The organism is Pantoea sp. paga (assembly GCF_007558755.1).
Classification (GTDB): domain Bacteria; phylum Pseudomonadota; class Gammaproteobacteria; order Enterobacterales; family Enterobacteriaceae; genus Pantoea; species Pantoea agglomerans.
The window spans coordinates 237,830-255,259 of sequence record NZ_VLTF01000005.1 but is presented as its reverse complement, the minus strand read 5'-3'; the positions used below and the strand labels follow the sequence as shown (position 1 = coordinate 255,259).

Below are 17,430 nucleotides of genomic sequence, written 5' to 3'. Positions count from 1 at the left end.
ACAACAGAATTATCGGTAACCTGACGCCGCCTTCAGGGGGCCTGCCAGCCACCGCCCAGCGCGGCAATCAGCGCCACACTGCTGACCCACTGCGTGCTCTGCAGCGTCAGCAAACTCTGCTGCGCACTCAGGCGGCTGTTTTCGGTGGTCGCCACATCCAGATACGTAATCATGCCCGCCTCATACTGCAAACGCGTCACCCGCGCCGAGGTCTGCGCCGCTTCGGTGGCGCGCTGCTGCGCGGCGATCTCACCCTGCAGCGTGTTCAGCTCGACCAGCTTATCTTCCACCTCCTGCATTGCGGTCAGCACCGTCTGACGATAGGTCGCAACGCTGGCATCCCAGTCCGCTCGTGCCTGATCGACCTGTGCAGCGGTCGCACCAAAATCCAGCAGCGTGCCGCTCAGCTCCGGCCCCAGCGACCAGACGCGATTCGGCAGCGAGAAGAGCGAATGCAGCACGGAAGAACTGACGCCACCGCTGGCGCTCAGGGTCAGGTCGGGATAGTAACCGGCCACCGCCACGCCCACCGCAGCATTGGCGGCGGCCATGTTACGTTCGGCGTAAGCAATGTCAGGACGGCGCTGCAACAGCTCGCCCGGCAGGGCTGCCGGAATCGCGGGCAGCGTGGCCGTCAGCGGTGCGGCGGTCAGGCTGAATTCAGCGGGTGCTTTGCCGACCAGCAGCGCAATGGCGTGCTCCATCTGCGCGCGCTGCCACTGATAATCCTGCGCCGAGGCGCTGGCGCTCTCCAGTTGCAGCTGCGCCTGAGCCAGGGTCGCACGCGACGCGGTGCCCGCCTGATACTGGCTGGTAATCACTTTCAGATAGCGCTGATAAGCATCAACGCTCTGCTGATAGAGCGCGATTTTCTGATCCATGATGCGCAGCTGGAAATAGTCCTGCGCCAGTTCAGACTGGGCGCTCAGGGTAATATTGGCCAGTTCCGCCGCGCTGGCCGAGGCGCTGGCGCGGTTCTCCTCAAGCGTGCGTCGCAGTTTGCCCCACAGATCCAGCTCCCAGCTGGCGCTCAGCTCCGCCTGATGGCTGCTGCTGGTGGTGCGAACGCTGCTGTCAGTCGCGTGGCTGCCGCTGCGCGTCGCGCTGCCGTCATAGCCCAGCGAGGGAAACAGCGCCGCGCGTGACTCACTCGCCAGCGCCTGTGCCTGCCGGTACTGCGCGGCATAATTCGCCACGTTCTGGTTCGAGATGCTCACCTGGTTCAGCAGGCCGCTCAGGGTGGCGTCGTGATAAACCGCCCACCATTCGCCTTTGCTTTGCGCATCAAGCGGCGTCGCCTGCTGCCAGCCTCTGGCCTCTTTATAGTGGACCGGCATCACCATCGCGGGGCGCTGATAGTCGGGACCGACGCTACAGCCGCCCAGCAGCAGCATCACAACAAAGGGGATAAGCGGTTTCATGGATCAGGATTCCGTAGGGCGCAGACGACGCCATTGACGTTGAGTGGCACGGCCCAGACGATCGAGCCAGAGATAAACAACCGGTGTGGTAAACAGCGTCAGCAGCTGGCTGAGCGCCAGTCCGCCCGCGATAGCGATACCCAGCGGGCTGCGCAGATCGGCATCACCGCCGCTGCCCAGCGCCAGCGGCAACGCGCCGAAAAAGGCGGCCAGCGTGGTCATCATGATGGGCCGGAAGCGCATCAGGCACGCCTGGGTGATCGCCTGCTGTGGCGACATGCCCTGCCGCCGCTCCGCGTCGATGGCGAAATCGATCATCATGATGGCGTTTTTTTTCACGATGCCGATCAGCAGGATGATGCCAATCAGCGCGATCACCGTGAGCTGCGTGCCGGTCAGCAGCAGCAGTAACAGCGCGCCGACGCCCGCTGACGGCAGGGTCGAAAGAATGGTCAGCGGATGGATGTAGCTCTCATAGAGCACGCCGAGCACGAGATAGACCGCCGCCAGCGCCGCCAGAATCAGCCACGGCATGGTCGCGGTCAGTTGAGAAAAGGCGGCGGCGGTGCCGGCAAAACCGGCGTGAAGGGTCGATGGCAGGCCCAGCTTCGCCATCGCCTGTTTTATCAGTTCCTGCGCCTGTTCCAGTGACACCCCCTCGTTGAGATTAAACGCCAGGGTGCTGGTAGCGGCCTGGCCCTGATGCGCCACCGACAGCGGCGCGTTGCCGCCGCTGAAGCGGGCAAAGGCGGAGAGCGGCACGCGGTCACCGCTGTCGTTAATCACATAAAGCTGCTGCAGCGTCTCAGGATTGGCGGTGTCGCTATCCTGCAGTGACATCACCACGTGATACTGATTCAGGGTGTGATAGAGCGTGGCGATCTGCCGCTGGCTGAACGCATTGTTCAGCAGCGTATCCAGCATGTTCACGTTGACGCCCAGCCGGGTGGCGCGATCACGATCGATAGTCAGTTCCACCTCCTGGCCGCCGGTCTGCGAATCGGAGTCCACGCTGTTAAGCTCGGGGATCGCCGCCAGCGCCGCCTGCACTTTCGGCGTCCAGGTGCGCAGCAGATCGAGATCGTCCGCCTGCAGGCTGTACTGATACGTGGCGTTGGCGCTGCGTCCGCCAATGTGCAGGTCCTGCGCCGCCATCAGGAACATCTGCGCCCCGGCGATGTGACTGGTTTTGCGCGTCAGCCGGTTGGCCACCTCGGTGGCGGTCGCATCGCGCTGATCAAAATCTTTAAGCCGCACAAAGAAGTTGGCGCTGTTGCGGGAGCCAAACATCCCGCTGCCCATTGACGACATCACACTCTCTACCGCCGGGTCTTCCTGAATGATCTGCGTGAACATCAGCATTTTCGGCTTCATCGCCTGGAACGAGATGTTCTGATCGGCGCGCAGCGCACCCATCAGCAGCCCGGTATCCTGATTGGGGAAGAAGCCCTTCTGCACCACGACGAAGAGAAAAACATTCAGTAGTACGGTCAGCAGCAGGCTGAGCAGCGTCAGTTTCTGATGGCGCATCACCCAGGCCAGCCCGCGCCCGTAGGCGGCCAGCAGGCGATTCAGCTGGTTTTCAATAAACTGCCAGAGCGGATGCGGCCGCAGGCTGACGGGCGGTTTCGGTTTCAGCAGCCGGGCGCAGAGCATCGGCGTCAGGCTCAGCGAGACAAACAGCGAGATCAGCAGCGACACGGTGAGCGTCACGGCGAATTCGCGGAACAGCCGCCCGACAATGCTGCCCATCAGCAGGATCGGGATGAACACCGCGATCAGCGACACGGTCATCGACAGCACGGTGAAGCTCACCTCCTGCGCCCCGCGCAGCGCCGCCCGCAGCGGGCTCAGCCCGCGCTCAATGTGACGGGTGATGTTCTCTAGCACCACAATCGCATCATCCACCACGAAGCCGGTGGCGATAATCAGCGCCATCAGCGACAGGTTATCCAGGCTGTATCCCAGCAGATACATCACCGCGCAGGTGCCGATCAGCGACACCGGCAGTGCCAGCGCCGGAATGATCACCGCCTGCAGATTGCGCAGAAAAACAAACACCACCGCAATCACCAGCAGCACCGCGATCAGCAGCGTCTCTTCGGTGTCATACAGTGAGGCGCGCACGCCGGGTGAACGGTCAACCACCACCTTCAGCTGGGTGTCAGCGGGCAGACTCTTTTCCAGCTGCGGCAACTGCGCTTTTATCGCGTCGATGGTTTCGAGCATGTTGGCGCCCGCCTGACGTTTGATACCGATCATCACCGCCGGTGTGGCATTCAGAAACCCCGCCTGATAACGATCTTCCACCGAGTCATAGACCGTGGCGACGTCGCGCAGCCGCACCGCGTTGCCCTGCTGATAAGTGATGATCAGATCGCGGTAGCTGGCGGCCTTCTCCAGCTGGCCATTGCTGTCCACCAGCCACGACTGGTCACTGCTCTGCAAAATCCCTTTGGGCAGATTGGTGGTGCTGCTGGCGACGGCGGCACGCACCGTCTCCAGCGAGATGCCGTAATGGGTCAGCTTCAGCGGCTGCAGATCAATCCGCACCGCCGGTAAGGCGCTGCCCATCAGCGACACTTCGCCGACACCCTGTACCTGCCCCATCGCCTGTTCGATTTTGCTCTCCGCCAGATCGTAGAGTTCGCCTGGCGTGCGGGTGGCAGAGGTCAGCGCCAGCATCACTATTGGCGCGTCTGACGGGTTGGCTTTGCGATAGGTCGGCAGCGAGGCCATTGCGCTGGGCAGCAGACTGCGCGCCGCGTTGATTGCCGCCTGCACGTCGCGCGCCGCGCCATTGATATCGCGGTCCAGTTCAAACTGCAGGATGATGCTGCTGGAGCCCTGCGAGCTGCTGGAGGTCATCTCACTGATACCGGCAATCTGCCCCAGCGAACGTTCCAGCGGCGTAGCGACCGTCGCCGCCATGGTTTCCGGACTGGCGCCTGCCAGGCTGGCGCTGACCATGATGGTGGGGAAATCGACCTGCGGCAGTGGTGCTACCGGCAGCAGCCGGTAGCCCAGCGCGCCCAGCAGCAGGATCGCCAGCGTCAGCAGCAGCGTCGCCACCGGACGAAAGATAAACAGCCGGGTCAGATTCATTGCCCGCTCCGCGCCCGCTGCTGACGGCGTTTCACCCAGGCGTTGCCGCGCTGCGCCAGCCCATCAAACAGGAGGTAGATCACCGGCGTGGAGAAGAGCGTCAGCACCTGACTGACAATCAGCCCGCCGACAATCACCAGCCCCAGCGGCTGACGCAGCTCTGCCCCGGAGCCGGAGGCCAGCATCAGCGGCAGCGCACCCAGCAGCGCCGCCATCGTCGTCATCAGAATCGGGCGGAAGCGCAGCAGGCAGGCCTGATGAATCGCGTCGCGCGCGCTGAGCTGCTGATGGTGTTCCGCCTCCAGCGCGAAGTCGATCATCATGATGGCGTTCTTTTTCACGATGCCGATCAGCAGGATCACCCCAATCAGCGCAATCAGGCTGAATTCGGTGCCCGCCAGCAGCAGCGTCAGCAGCGCGCCCACCGCCGCCGACGGCAGCGTAGAGAGGATGGTCACCGGATGGATAAAGCTTTCGTAGAGGATGCCGAGCACCACATACATGGTGATCAGCGCCGCCAGAATCAGCCACAGCGTGTTGCCGGTGGCGCTCTGAAACGCCGAGGTTTCCCCCTGATAACGCAGCGTGGTGCTCTCCGGCAGCTGCAGCTGCTGCCGCACGTCCGCTATCGCCCGCTGTCCATCCTCCAGCGAATAGCCCGGATTAAGGTTGAAGGAGATCATCACCGCCGGGAACTGATTCAGCCGCATGTGCATCAGCGAGCCGGTGCGCTGGTGGATAGTGGCGATAGAAGTGAGTTTGACCATGCCGCTGCTGGTCGTGCTGGCGCTGGTGTCAGAGGCTGAGGTGGACGTTGACGAAGACGAAGATGTTGACGAAGACGTTGACGTTGATGAAGCCGTGCTGGTGGATGACGACGCCGAACTGCTGCCGGACGATTGCAGCCAGACATCATCAAACGACGCCGGGCCCTGCTGGTATGCCGGAGCCACTTCCAGCACCACCCGATACTGATTCGACTGGGTGAAGATGGTCGAGACCAGCCGCTGACCAAAGGCGTTATAGAGCGCGGTGTCCACGTCCGAGGCAGTAATGCCGAAGCGCGCCGCTTTATCGCGGTTCAGCTCAACGTAAGAGACGCGCCCCTGATCCTGCAGGTTACTCACCACGCCATTAAATTCGGGCCGCTGCTGCAACGCCGCCACCAGTTTCGGCGACTCGCTGACCAGATTTTCACTGTCGGCATCATCGAGAGTGAACTGATACTGACTCGGCGAGACCTGATCGTTGACGGTGAGATCCTGCGCCGGTTGCAGATAGAGCCGGATGCCCGCCACATCGGCGGTCGCCTGTTGCAGTTGTTTAATCACCTCATCCGCTTTCACATCACGCGAGCCAAACGGCTTCAGGTTGATCTGCAATCGTCCGCTGTTAAGGCTGGTGTTGGTGCCGTCGATGCCGATCGTCGATGAGACGCTCTCCACCGCCGGATTTTTCAGGATCCGCGCCGACAACGCCTGCTGCCGCGTTGCCATGGCGTTAAACGAGACATCCTGTGAGGCGACGGTAATACCCTGAATCAGCCCGGTATCCTGGGTCGGGAAGAAGCCTTTCGGCACCATTATGTAGAGCAGCGCCGTCAGCCCGAAGGTGGCCAGCGCCACCAGCAGCGTCAGTTTCTGATGGTTCAGCACCACGGTCAGCAGCCGGTCATAGCCGCGCACCAGGCGGTCGAACAGTTCGCCGCCCTTGCGGGCAAACGTCGACTGCTGTTCGGGCGGAATGTGGCGCAGCAGATAAGCACACAGCATCGGTGTCAGGGTCAGCGATACCACCATCGACACCAGAATCGCCACCGCCAGCGTAATCGCGAACTCCCGGAACAGTCGCCCGACCACATCGCCCATAAACAGCAGCGGGATCAGCACCGCAATCAGCGAAAAGGTCAGCGAGATGATGGTGAAGCCAATCTGCTGTGAGCCTTTCAGCGCCGCCTCCATCGGTGACTCGCCCTGCTCCAGCCGCCGGGAGATGTTCTCAACCACCACGATGGCGTCATCAATGACAAAACCGGTGGCGATGGTCAGCGCCATCAGCGACAGATTATTCAGGCTGAAGCCCGCCAGATACATCACGCCAAAGGTGCCGACCAGCGACAGCGGCACCGCCACGCTCGGGATCAGCGTGGCGGCCACGTTGCGCAGAAACAGGAAGGTCACCATCACCACCAGCGCAATCGACAGCATCAGCTCAAACTGGACGTCGCTGATCGAGGCGCGAATGGTCTGGGTGCGATCGGAGAGAATGGTCATCTTCACCCCGTCCGGCAGCGCCGCCTGCAGCGCGGGGAGCTGCGCCTTGATGTTGTCCACCACCTGGATGACGTTCGCGCCCGGCTGACGCTGCACGCTGATCACAATCGCGGGCTGGTTGTTGGCCCACGCCGACTGGAAGCTATTCTCCGGGCCCTGTTCGATATGGGCGATATCTTTCAGGCGCAGCACCGCGCCATTCTCATAGCTGAGGATGAGGTTGCCGTACTCAGTTGCGGTGCGCAGCTGGTCGTTGGCGTCGATGGTCACCGAATGATATTTACCGTCAAAGCCGCCTTTGGAGCCATTGACGTTGCTGTTGCCAATCAGCGTATTTACCGCCTCCAGCGTCAGATGATGCGCCGCCAGCGCCTGAGGATTCATCTGCACCCGAATCGCCGGCTGGTGGCCGCCCGCCAGCGTCACCATCCCGACGCCGGAGATCTGCGACAACTTCAGTGCCACCCGGGTGTTGACCAGATCCTGCACCGCGGTCAACGGCAGCGTGCTGGAGCTCGCCGCCAGCGTCACCACCGCGCTGTCCGCCGGATTGACCTTTTTGTAGGTCGGCGGATTGGGCAGGTCGTCGGGCAGCAGGTTATTCGCCGCATTGATCGCCGCCTGCACCTCCTGTTCGGCGACATCCAGCGACAGATCGAGGCTGAACTTCAGGGTAATGATCGACGAGCCGCTGGCGCTGGTGGAGCTCATCTGGCTAAGCCCCGCCATCTGCCCTAACTGGCGCTCCAGCGGTGAGGTGACCGACGACGCCATCACATCCGGGCTGGCACCCGGATAGAGCGTGGTGACCTGAATGATCGGATAGTCGACCTGCGGCAGCGCCGAGGTTGAGAGGAATTTCCAGGCAAAAATGCCGGCGATCAGCACGCCGACCATCAGCAGAATGGTGGCGACCGGACGCAGGATAAACAGGCGCGACGGGTTCATTTCGACACAGCACCCGCAGCGGCGGGTTTCTCATCGGCCAGCGACACTTTGCTGCCGCTGGTCAGACGATCGATCCCTTCCGTCACCAGCCGATCGCCCGGCGAAACGCCGCTGAGGATCGCCTGCTGATCGTCTCCGAAAGCGGGACCGGTGTTGACCGCTTTGCGCGTAACGCTGCGATCCTGATTGATCACAAAGACAAAGCTGCCGTCGCTGCTCAGCTGCAGCGCCTGGGCCGGGATCACCGTCGCGCCTTTCAGCACCCGGGTCTGCAACCGCAGATTCACAAACTGATTGGCAAACAGCGACTCATCCTGGTTGGCGAACACCGCTTTCAGCGCCACGGTGCCGGTGGCGGTGTCGATCTGGTTGCTGATGAACTTCACTTCGCCGCTGCCGAGCTGATGCTGGTTGTCCTGATCATACAGCGTGGCAGGCAGGCTCTGTCCCTGATGCAGCACGCTGACCAACGTCGGGATTTCGCTTTGTGGCACGCTAAAGGTCACGGCGGCGGGCTGCATCTGGGTAATAGTCACCAGGCCGGTGCTGCTGGCACTCTGAACCATGTTGCCGGGATCGACCTGACGCAGGCCGACGCGCCCGCTGATCGGGGCGGTGATCCGGGCATATTCAATGCTGAGTCTGGCACTGGCGATCTGCGCCTGATCGGCGGCGACGGCACCGCGATACTGCCCGACGGTGGCAATCTGGCTGTCCAGATCCTGACGCGCCAGTGCATCCTGCGCCGCCAGTTTGCGGTAGCGCGCCAGCGTCAGCTCCGCACTTTTCAGCAGCGCCTGATTTTCGCTGAGTTCGCCCTGATACTGGTTAAGCGTGGCCTGAAAGCTGCGCGGATCGATCTGCGCCAGCAGCTGCCCGGCGCTGACTTGCTGCCCCTCGGTAAAGAAAACCTGCTCCAGCTGGCCGTCAACGCGGCTGGTCACCGTGACGCTGGCGTTGGGGATGACCGTGCCGAGTGCATTCAGCCACACCGGCACATCCGCCGTGCTGGCGACACCGCTGTGAACCAGCGTCGCCCCTCCGCCCATCATGCCATGCGCTCCCGGTCTGCCCGACGGCATCCCCTCCCCCGGCCCGTGACCCGCCGCCAGCAGACGCCAGATAACCCCAGCGACAATCGCCGCCACCAGCAACAGAAGCAGCCATTTAAGCCCAATGGAACGCGTGGGGCGAGAAAGGTGAGTCATCGTCGAACTCTTCAGATAAGCAGAAAAAGAAATCCCGGAACGTGCGGAATGCGGCAGTGAGCGGCGGCGAGCAAAAAAGCGCCAGGCTTCACGGCGGCCATTATCAGTGAAAGGCGACACGCCTTTCTATTGGCAAACTGTCAGGGTTTCGTTAAGAACGATGTTGATTTAGCGGGGGTTTTTACACCAGGTTCGGCAGGCTCAGGCGAGCAGGCAAAAAAAACCCACGCATCTGCGTGGGTTGGTGTAATAACAGGGTTCTCACTGCCGAAGCGGTGTTGTTTTCACACCCATCAATACCTCTGGGACTGCTATCCTCGCACTGATTGACCGCGCGGAGACAGCAGGAAAACGCAACCGAATTCGGGGAAGTGCAACGAGGTGTGAATATCCTTCACGCCTCGCTTACACTCTGATTTGTCTAAGATTTATCTGAAGGCGTGGCGGCCGGTTTGGTGTAGATGGCATCCGGTGCAATATTCATGTGTTTCAGTACCGGCCCCATGATATTGCCGAACACAGGTGCAGCAACCGAGCCACCGAAGTGATCGCCCGCCGTCGGATGGTTGATCATCACCACCAGTGCCACTTCAGGATGACTGGCGGGAGCGAGACCGGCAGTGTAGTTGACGTAGCCGCCATCATACTTGCCGCTGGTGCCCATTTTTTCCGCCGTACCGGTTTTGGTTGCCAGACGGTAGCCCGGCACCGCGGCTTTTAGCCCGGTTCCGCCCGGCAGGACGTCACTCTCCAGCATGTGCACCACCTCTTTCACCGTTTCCGGGTTGGCGACCTGGCGTCCCATGACCGGTGGTGTAACGCGGGTGATCGACAGCGGACGGTAAATGCCATAGGAGCCGAGCGTGGCGTATTCGCGGGCAATCTGCAACGGCGTCACACGCAGGCCATAGCCAAAGGAGAAGGTGGCCCGCTCGATATCTGCCCAGCGGGTGCGGTGCAACGGAAAGTAGCCGACACTTTCGCCGGTCAGCCCTAAGCCGGTCGGTTTGCCAAGGCCGAACGCATGATAGGTGTTGACCAGCGCTTCGGCGGGCATCGCCAGCGCGAGGTGTGACACGCCGATGTCGCTCGATTTTTGCAGAATGCCGGTCATGGTCAGGCGCGGCCAGTGGCCGACGTCGCGGATCAGGTGGCCGTTAACGCTGTAAGGCGTGGTGTCGATCACCGAATCCGGGCGCACCAGGTGGCGCTCCAGCGCTTCCATCACCACTAACGGTTTGACGGTCGATCCCGGTTCGTAGCTGTCATTGATGGCAGAGTTACGCATCTGCGCGGGCGTTGCCCCTTCATAATTGTTGGGGTTGAACGAGGGATAGGAGGCCATCGCCAGAATCTCGCCGGTGTCGATTTTCACCAGCACGGCCGCCCCCGAGTCCGCCTTATTAATCAGTACGCCGTCGCGCAGTTTGCTGTAGAGCGTGTACTGGTCATATTTGTCGATGCTGAGCTGTACCGTCGGCGGCTGGGTTGGCGGCTGATAGTTGATCATCGCGATGATATTGCCCGCGGCATCCTGCCGATAGACCTCTTTGCCCGGCTCGCCCTGCAATACTTTATCAAAGCCCTTTTCCAGTCCGTTCAGGCCGACGTTATCCGCCCCGACGATACCGATCAGCGGCGCAGAGGCCTCGCTCATCGGGTAGAAACGGCTGTCGTCATAGACTTCGCTGATGCCTTTCAGCTTCAGCTCTTTAATATCTTTGGCAATGCCCAGCTCGACTTTACGCCCCAGATAGAGGAAGCGACGTTTCGGGTTGGCGGTGATCTGCGCCGCCAGCTCTTCGGGACGGGTGTTGAGCGCCGCCGCCAGATAGGCCCATTTGGCACTGGTAAAATCGGGGTTGCTCTCCAGCACGCGCTGCGGATCGGCAATCACGTCGCGCGACGGGACGCTGAGCGCCAGCGCTTCACCGTTACGATCCAGCAGCGTGCCGCGACTGGTCGGCAGCGTCACGGTACGCAGCGATCGCTGATCCGCTTCGTGCTCCAGCATCGGCTGATTCAGGAACTGCAGGTCCGCGACGCGCGCCAGCAGCACCACCAGACAGGTCGTGACACCCAGGCAGATCAGTCGGAAACGAAAAGGGTTAAACGGCGCTTTTATCTGGTCTTTTCCCAGTAGTTTTTTAATCCGGGGCATGGCATTCCGCTGCGCAAAATAAAGAGAAAGGGGCTGGTGCCAGCAGTTATAAAGAAAGCGCTGGCCGTATAACAGGAAAACTGTGTATCAGTTCGTTATCGGCAGCCGATTTCTGGCAAAAAAAAACCTGCGCATCTGCGCAGGTTGGTGTAATCAAGAAAATCTATTGATGTTCACCCATCAATACCTCTGGGACCCTGAATGTAGCAAGAGGGATCGATCGGCTGCCATCTCTCAAACGCAACAGTTACCGGCAAAATGTAACCAGCCATGAGATCCTTACGCTATTGTGCAATCCTGATGTTTTTTGATTTCCACCAGGCAGCTCATGGCGTTTGGCCCCTGCGTCAGCGACGAGGTGCCGATATCGAGCGTCAGCACGTTGGGGTTACCCGCGCGATCGTGCGGCTGCCACGCCTTGCCAAAGCCGGGATCAAACCAGGCGCCGGTGGCGATAATCACTACGCCCTGCGTCACGCCATCGGTGATCCGCACGCCCGCCAGCATCACGCCGCGTGCGTTGCTGACCTCTATCTCGTCGCCCTCCACCAGCCCGCGCGCGGCCGCATCCTGCGGATGCATGTAGAGCGTTTCGTGCCCGGCGGTTTTATTGCCCTGCACCGTTTCTGTAGCATCCAGCTGACTGTGTAACCGGTCGGAAGGCTGAATCGAGATCATGTGCAGCGGATAGTCGCGGCTGACCGGCGAACCGAGCCACTCCTGGGGTTCGCGCCATTCCGGATGGCCGGCGAAATCGTCCAGCTGGTAGTCCGCAATGGTCTGGCTGAAGAGCTCGATTTTGCCGCTGGCGGTTTTAATCGGATTGGCCTGCGGATCGGCACGGAAATCATCCATGAACTGATAGGGTTTGCCCCCTTCGGGGATCTCCACAAAGCCGCGCTGCCAGAACTCCTCAAACGACGGGAAATCGATGCCTTTACGCTGATGCGCCGTCGCACACTGCTGATAAAGATGGGCGATCCACTGCATCTCGTTGCGCCCTTCGGTGAAGGTATCGCGGTAGCCGAGGCGCTCCGCCAGGTCAGCAAAAATATCGAAGTCGTTGCGCGCCTGATGCTGCGGTTTAATCGCCTGATGCATCGCCAGCACAAAGCGGTCACGGGAGGAGCCGCCGATGTCATTGCGCTCCAGCGTAGTGGTGGCGGGCAGCACGATGTCCGCCATCTGCGCGGCGGGCGTCCAGACGATATCCTGCACCACGACCGTATCGGGCCGCTGCCAGCCCTCCACCAGCCGGTTAAGCTGCTGGTGATGGTGGAAAGGATTGCCGCCCGCCCAGTGCACCATGTGAATGTCGGGATAGTGCAGGGTTTCGCCCTGAAAGCGGTAAGGCTGGCCGGGATTGAGCAGCATGTCGCTGATCCGCGCCACCGGAATCGACAGCCCGGAAGGATTGGGGCCGGTGCTCATCATCGGAGCCGGACCTTCCTGGCGCGGGTTGCCGACGCTGTTCATCGAACCGTGACCAAAAGAGAAACCGGCGCCCGGCAAACCTGGCTGGCCGAGCATCGACGACAGCGCAATCATCATCCAGTAAGGCTGCTCGCCGCGATGGGCGCGCTGAACGGAATAGGAGCAGGTAATAAAGCTGCGCTTGCCGGTGAGCTGCTGCGCCAGCTGCACAATGCGATCGGCCGGGATGCCGGTGATACGGCTGGCCCAGCCGGCGGTTTTCGCCACGCCGTCGGTTTCGCCCAGCAGATAGGCGCGCAGCTGCGGCCAGCCGGTGCAGTGGCTGGCGAGAAACGCTTCGTCAACCGCGCCGCGCTGGGTGATCTCATGTCCCAGCGCCAGCATCAGCGCCACGTCGGTGTTGGGGCGAATCGGAATCCACTCGGCGTTAACAAATTCCGGGCAGTCATCGCGCATCGGGCTGATGTTGATCACCGGCGTGCCTTTGGCGGCCAGCTGCATCAGCGCCGGTTTCAGGCTGTGCTGCCCTGCGCCCCCCGAGGCGACCTGGGCGTTTTTCAGCGCCAGCCCACCAAAGGCGACAAAAATTTCGGCATGTTCCACCACCTGCGGCCATTCGGTGACGCGCCCGGTCAGCGGCATGTAGGTGCCAATCACATAGGGCAGGAAGAACTGCGCGGCGCCCCAGCTGTAGTTACCCTGCTGATCAACGCCGCCGCCGCCCTGAAAGTAGAAGCGACGAACCAGGGTGCGGGCATGGTTAACACGTCCGGCCGATGACCAGCCGTAGGAGCCGTTGAAAATGCCCGATGCGCCATAGCGCTCGCGTATGCGGCGATTCTCCTCCGCCACCAGATCCAGCGCGGTTTCCCAGTCGACGGCAACAAAATCTTCCCGGCCACGCAGCGTACGGTCGCTCTTTTCGCGTGACTTCAGCCACGAGCGCCGCACCATCGGCTGACGAATGCGTTTGTCGGAATAGACCAGTTCAGGAATGGTGTGGATCATCGGTGACGGATCGGCATCGGCGAAGAAAGGTTCGCAGCCAATCAGGCGATCGTTTTCAGTGACGGCGGTAAAGGCGCCCCAGTGCGCCAGATGTGGCACTTTGGTTTTCATCGTTGTTTTTCACGGTAGCCAGGTGGGAGATTGAGCATAGCATGGTGCGACGCCTCAGCAGAAGACGTGCAGCAGTGACCGTTTTTACCCCTTTTTGCGACGACGCTGGCATTCTGTCGGGTTGATGTGTCCGCCCTTTTCCGTAACACTGATGCGATGTGTAAACGTTTTCCCCAAAGCAGGTCAACGCATGGCTACCATAAAGGATGTTGCGCGACTGGCTGGCGTTTCTGTCGCCACAGTCTCCCGTGTAATCAATAATTCTCCCAAAGCCAGCGACAGCTCCCGACAGGCCGTAGGTCAGGCGATGGAGCAGCTTCAGTATCACCCGAATGCCAACGCACGTGCGCTGGCGCAGCAATCGACCGAAACGCTCGGCCTGATTGTCGGTGACGTCTCCGATCCCTTTTTTGGCGCAATGGTAAAAGCCGTGGATGAGGTGGCAGGTGACACCGGTAACTTTTTGCTGATTGGTAACGGTTACCATAATGAGCAAAAAGAGCGGCAGGCGATTGAACAACTGATGCGTCACCGCTGCGCGGCGCTGGTGGTTCACGCCAAGAAAATCCCCGATGCAGAACTGGAAGTGCTGATGAAGCAGGTGCCTGGCATGGTGCTGCTGAACCGGCTGATAAAAGGCTTTGAAAAGCGCTGTATCGCGCTTGACGATCGCTACGGCGCCTGGCTGGCAACCCGTCATCTGATCCAGCTTGGCCACCAGAATATCGCCTTTATCTGCTCGACCCACACTATCTCCGATGCAGAAGATCGCCTGCAGGGTTACTACGATGCGCTGAAAGAACATGGCCTGCCGTGCAGCGATCGGCTGGTCACCTGGGGCGAACCAGATGAAGTAGGCGGTGAGCAGGCGATGACGGAACTGCTGGGTCGCGGCAAAAATTTCACCGCCGTCGCCTGCTACAACGACTCAATGGCCGCCGGCGCGCTGGCGGTGCTGAGCGATAACGGCGTTCGGGTGCCGGAAGAGATGTCGCTGATCGGCTTCGATGATGTGCTGGTTTCGCGCTATGTGCGACCGCGCCTCACCACCATCCGCTATCCGATTGTCACCATGGCGCAGCAGGCGGCCCAGCTTGCGCTGGCGCTGGCCAACAATCAGCCGCTGCCGGAAGTGACCCATATGTTCAGCCCGACCCTGGTGCGCCGCCACTCGGTCAGCGGCCCGGCCTGAGGATGCTGTGGCCGGTTTATCCGGCCGCAGCGTTTACTGAAAGGCGCGCAGCAGCGTCTCCAGCGGCCTGACCAGCGCAATCACCGTTTCATCCTGTACCTCTGCGGCGGCATCCAGTGTCGCACGCATCTCCGCCACTTCACTGGCACCAAACGCCTGATTACGAACGTAAGCATTAACCAGCGCGAGGCCCATGGCGCTCAGCACCTCAATCTGCTGGACGCTCTGTGCCAGCGGCTTCAGCGTTGCACTGGCGTTAATGATCGTCAGCACCGCGCTGGTGTTAGCCTGCCAGCGCTGCAGCGGCGCGCGAACCGCAGAGGCGGCAGCCGGATTATTACGATTGGCGATTAACACGGCGACCTGCTGCTCCAGCTGACGTACCGCCTCACTCTCAGCGGGCAGTACATCTGCCAGCCGGTTCAGGGGTTCATGGTAGTCGTAATGGCCCGCCTGAAACTTAAGATGCTGACGCGTGTAGTATTGCGCCGGTTCCAGCACCTCGGCCAGAACCCGCAGTGGGGCGATGTCATGCCCACTGGCCAGCCGCATCATCTGCTGCTCCGTCTGCGCATGTTGCAGCGTTCCGACCGACACGCTGCTCCAGCGATCCATCGCCGCCAGCCGCGAATACATCGAGTCGGTATTGGTGACATCCTGCGCCGACCATAACCGCTCGGCCACCACGAAGGCGCGCGGCCACAGTTTGGTATCAATAATCTGGCTGTTGATGTTTTCCGCCCACAGCGCCGCCTCGCCACCCAGCAGATTTTGCTGCACCTGCTCAGGTGTGGGCAGCGCGGGCGCGATGCCCGCAGGCGTCTGCGCCAGCCGTTGACCGCTGGTGGGATAACGCACGTTGCCTAACTCTGCATAACCTTTAAGAGCGTTCTGTTGCAGCGTGACCACCGGCTGGAACGGCCCCATCCAGCTATCCACGCTAAACCGCACCTGCTGCGTCGAGAGCCAGTTAATCTGACTGACCATCCGGCGGGCTTTGCCATCGAAGTCGATAAAACCGCGCCAGCCTGACTCTCCCTGTATCAGCGTAAAGCTGCCCTTCACCGGGCTGCCTTTCAGCCGCGGCATGGTGAATGACCAGCTCTGCGCCTTGTCGCCTGGCCGCAGACGATCCTGGCCGTTGAGGCCCTGTGGCGTGACCTCATTGCGGTAGTGATAGCTGGCAGGCTGAGGCTGATCGAGGTAGAAACCGGTGGAGAGGATGCCGCGGTAGTTCTCTTTTGCCAGCGCGCTCAGCGCATCCTGGCCCTGCCACGACTGGATCAGAATGCTGCGCGGCAAGTCGGGATGGGCAATCTCATCCCAGCCCACCATCTGACGGTGATGGGCTTCCAGGATCTTCTCTACCCGCTGATTGAAATATGCCTGAAGCGCATGGGCATCTTTCAGATCGTGGTCGCGCATAAACTGCTGGATAGTGGGCGAGTCGTTCCACTGTGTCGGATCCACCTCGTCGCCGCCAATGTGCAGCCAGGGATCGGGGAAGATCGCCGCCATCTCACCCACCAGCGTGTCGATCACCTGATAAACCTGTTCGTTGCTGGGATCGAGCAGCGGTTTAAAGACGCCCCAGCCGCGCTCCATCTGCCAGGGCCCGGGTGCGCTAATCAGCTCTGGCATCGCCACCGCCAGCGCGGACGCATGTCCCGGCATATCCAGCTCGGGCACCACACGCACTCCGCGATCGGTGGCATATTTCACGATCTCCCGCATCTGCTGCTGGCTGTAATAGTTGCCATCGCTGGCTTTCTGCTGCAATTGGGGATAGTGGCTGGAGGCGAAGCGCCAGCCCTGATCGTCGGTAAGATGCCAGTGAAAAACGTTCATTCGCGCGGCGGCGATGCCGTCGATCTGACGTTTAAGCGTCTCCACCGGCATAAAGTGACGCGCCGTGTCGATCAGCACGCCGCGCCACGGAAAGCGCGGATGATCGTGGATGGTGACGTAAGGAATGGTTGTCCCCTGTGCGCCGTTTTGTATCAACTGCAGCAGGGTTTCCATGCCGCGCATCGCGCCGAAACGGCTGGACGCGGTTAACAGGACGCCGTCGCCATCGACCTGCAACTGATAGCTCTCATCGCTATCAGGCAGTGGCTGCGGATCTACCGCCTTCGCAATGACGATGCGGATAGTCGGTGCTGCCACCGGCTGGGTGGCGGGCAACAACGGCCAGCCGGTCTGATTGCTGATGCGCTCCAGCCAGCGCGCTTCGGCATCCGCCAGATGATCGCCGGCGATTTGCAGCGTCAGCTGCGGCGTCAGGATAAGCGTGCCGCCGCTGGCGGGCTGTTCCACCTGTTGCGGCCAGGGCATCAGCGGCAGCGGACTGGCCAGAGCGATCGGGCAGAGGGCTGAGAGCAGGAGCAAAGAACGGGGTAACCACATTGGCGGGCATCCTTGTAACGTCAACGTTTTGACAGGGCAGAACGTTGATTAAAGTTGCTGCTCGCCAATCCGCCAGTGAATCCTGCAGGAAACCTGAACCAGCACCCGATTTTTTACATCAGCCGGAGTTTTCCAGCCGGTTGAGGCTTCCTTGTTTCAGGTC

The 17,430-nt window shown here is 61.1% G+C and carries 8 protein-coding genes; 1 reads left to right on the top strand and 7 read right to left on the bottom strand.

The annotated features are described in order from the left end of the window. Window positions 1-32: 32 nt before the first annotated feature. The 6 genes from FOV68_RS15735 to FOV68_RS15710 form a co-directional block, all read right to left on the bottom strand. Window positions 33-1,421, bottom strand: coding sequence for an efflux transporter outer membrane subunit (locus FOV68_RS15735; RefSeq protein WP_143991175.1), 1,389 nt, complete (start codon window positions 1,419-1,421; stop codon window positions 33-35). A 3-nt stretch (window positions 1,422-1,424) separates the two neighbouring features. After that, complete coding sequence (locus FOV68_RS15730; RefSeq protein ID WP_143991174.1) at window positions 1,425-4,526, bottom strand: multidrug efflux RND transporter permease subunit; 3,102 nt, start codon at window positions 4,524-4,526, stop codon at window positions 1,425-1,427. After that, window positions 4,523-7,747, bottom strand: coding sequence for an efflux RND transporter permease subunit (locus tag FOV68_RS15725; protein WP_143991173.1), 3,225 nt, complete (start codon window positions 7,745-7,747; stop codon window positions 4,523-4,525). Before FOV68_RS15725 ends, FOV68_RS15730 begins: the two co-directional genes overlap by 4 nt. Then, the gene (locus FOV68_RS15720; protein ID WP_143991172.1) at window positions 7,744-8,955 is read right to left on the bottom strand and encodes an efflux RND transporter periplasmic adaptor subunit; all 1,212 of its coding nucleotides are present in this window, start codon (window positions 8,953-8,955) and stop codon (window positions 7,744-7,746) included. The genes FOV68_RS15725 and FOV68_RS15720 overlap by 4 nt, the downstream gene beginning before the upstream one ends. Window positions 8,956-9,376: 421 nt before the next feature. Next, complete coding sequence (locus FOV68_RS15715) at window positions 9,377-11,116, bottom strand: penicillin-binding transpeptidase domain-containing protein (protein WP_010251720.1); 1,740 nt, start codon at window positions 11,114-11,116, stop codon at window positions 9,377-9,379. Window positions 11,117-11,395: 279 nt separating this feature from the next. Further along, on the bottom strand, window positions 11,396-13,669 hold the full coding sequence (locus tag FOV68_RS15710) for a molybdopterin guanine dinucleotide-containing S/N-oxide reductase (RefSeq protein ID WP_033769514.1): 2,274 nt from the start codon (window positions 13,667-13,669) through the stop codon (window positions 11,396-11,398). Between the two features lie 190 nt (window positions 13,670-13,859). Between FOV68_RS15710 and galR the strand changes: the two genes are divergently transcribed. After that, window positions 13,860-14,861, top strand: a complete 1,002-nt coding sequence (gene galR, locus FOV68_RS15705; protein ID WP_010251726.1) for an HTH-type transcriptional regulator GalR — start codon at window positions 13,860-13,862, stop codon at window positions 14,859-14,861. Between the two features lie 33 nt (window positions 14,862-14,894). Here galR and FOV68_RS15700 read toward each other — a convergent pair whose 3' ends face one another. After that, window positions 14,895-17,267 carry a beta-N-acetylhexosaminidase gene (locus FOV68_RS15700; protein ID WP_143991171.1) on the bottom strand — a complete coding sequence of 791 codons (2,373 nt, stop codon included), beginning with the start codon at window positions 17,265-17,267 and terminating at the stop codon, window positions 14,895-14,897. Window positions 17,268-17,430 lie beyond the last annotated feature (163 nt).